Genomic DNA, 333 nt, shown 5'->3' on the forward strand with positions numbered 1-333 from the left:
TCTGATAACTGCTGGGGCATTTCCTTGAGGTTCTGGTTTATTTTTTCGTACGAATTGTGGGTCGTGACCCAGTGATACTGATCAAATGGCTTGCTGCCGTCAGAAAGCCCGGCCGCATGGGCCTGCATGAAGGAGAGCGATAACATTGAAGCGCCTGTCAGGGCCGCTACGGAAAAAACGGTGTGCATGCCTGAAATCCTTTTCAGTGCGGAAAGTAAGATCGGACGTGCTTTCCATAAGCCGTCCGGGGACGAGTGATAACGGAATGACGTCGGCGAGGGAAACGCTTTCCTGTTACCGGATTTGAAAACGGGCGTCGCCCATCAACTGCCC

The 333-nt window shown here is 52.9% G+C and carries 1 protein-coding gene; it reads right to left on the reverse strand.

Features of this window, described 5'->3' with window-relative positions:
* Window positions 1–188 (reverse strand): hypothetical protein (locus EE949_RS05190; RefSeq protein ID WP_164666696.1); only part of this gene is annotated, 188 nt, incomplete at its 3' end.
* Between the last annotated feature and the right edge of the window lie 145 nt (window positions 189–333).

Origin of the sequence: Pseudomonas viridiflava (genome assembly GCF_900602065.1) — a bacterium.
In the GTDB taxonomy this organism is placed as follows: domain Bacteria; phylum Pseudomonadota; class Gammaproteobacteria; order Pseudomonadales; family Pseudomonadaceae; genus Aquipseudomonas.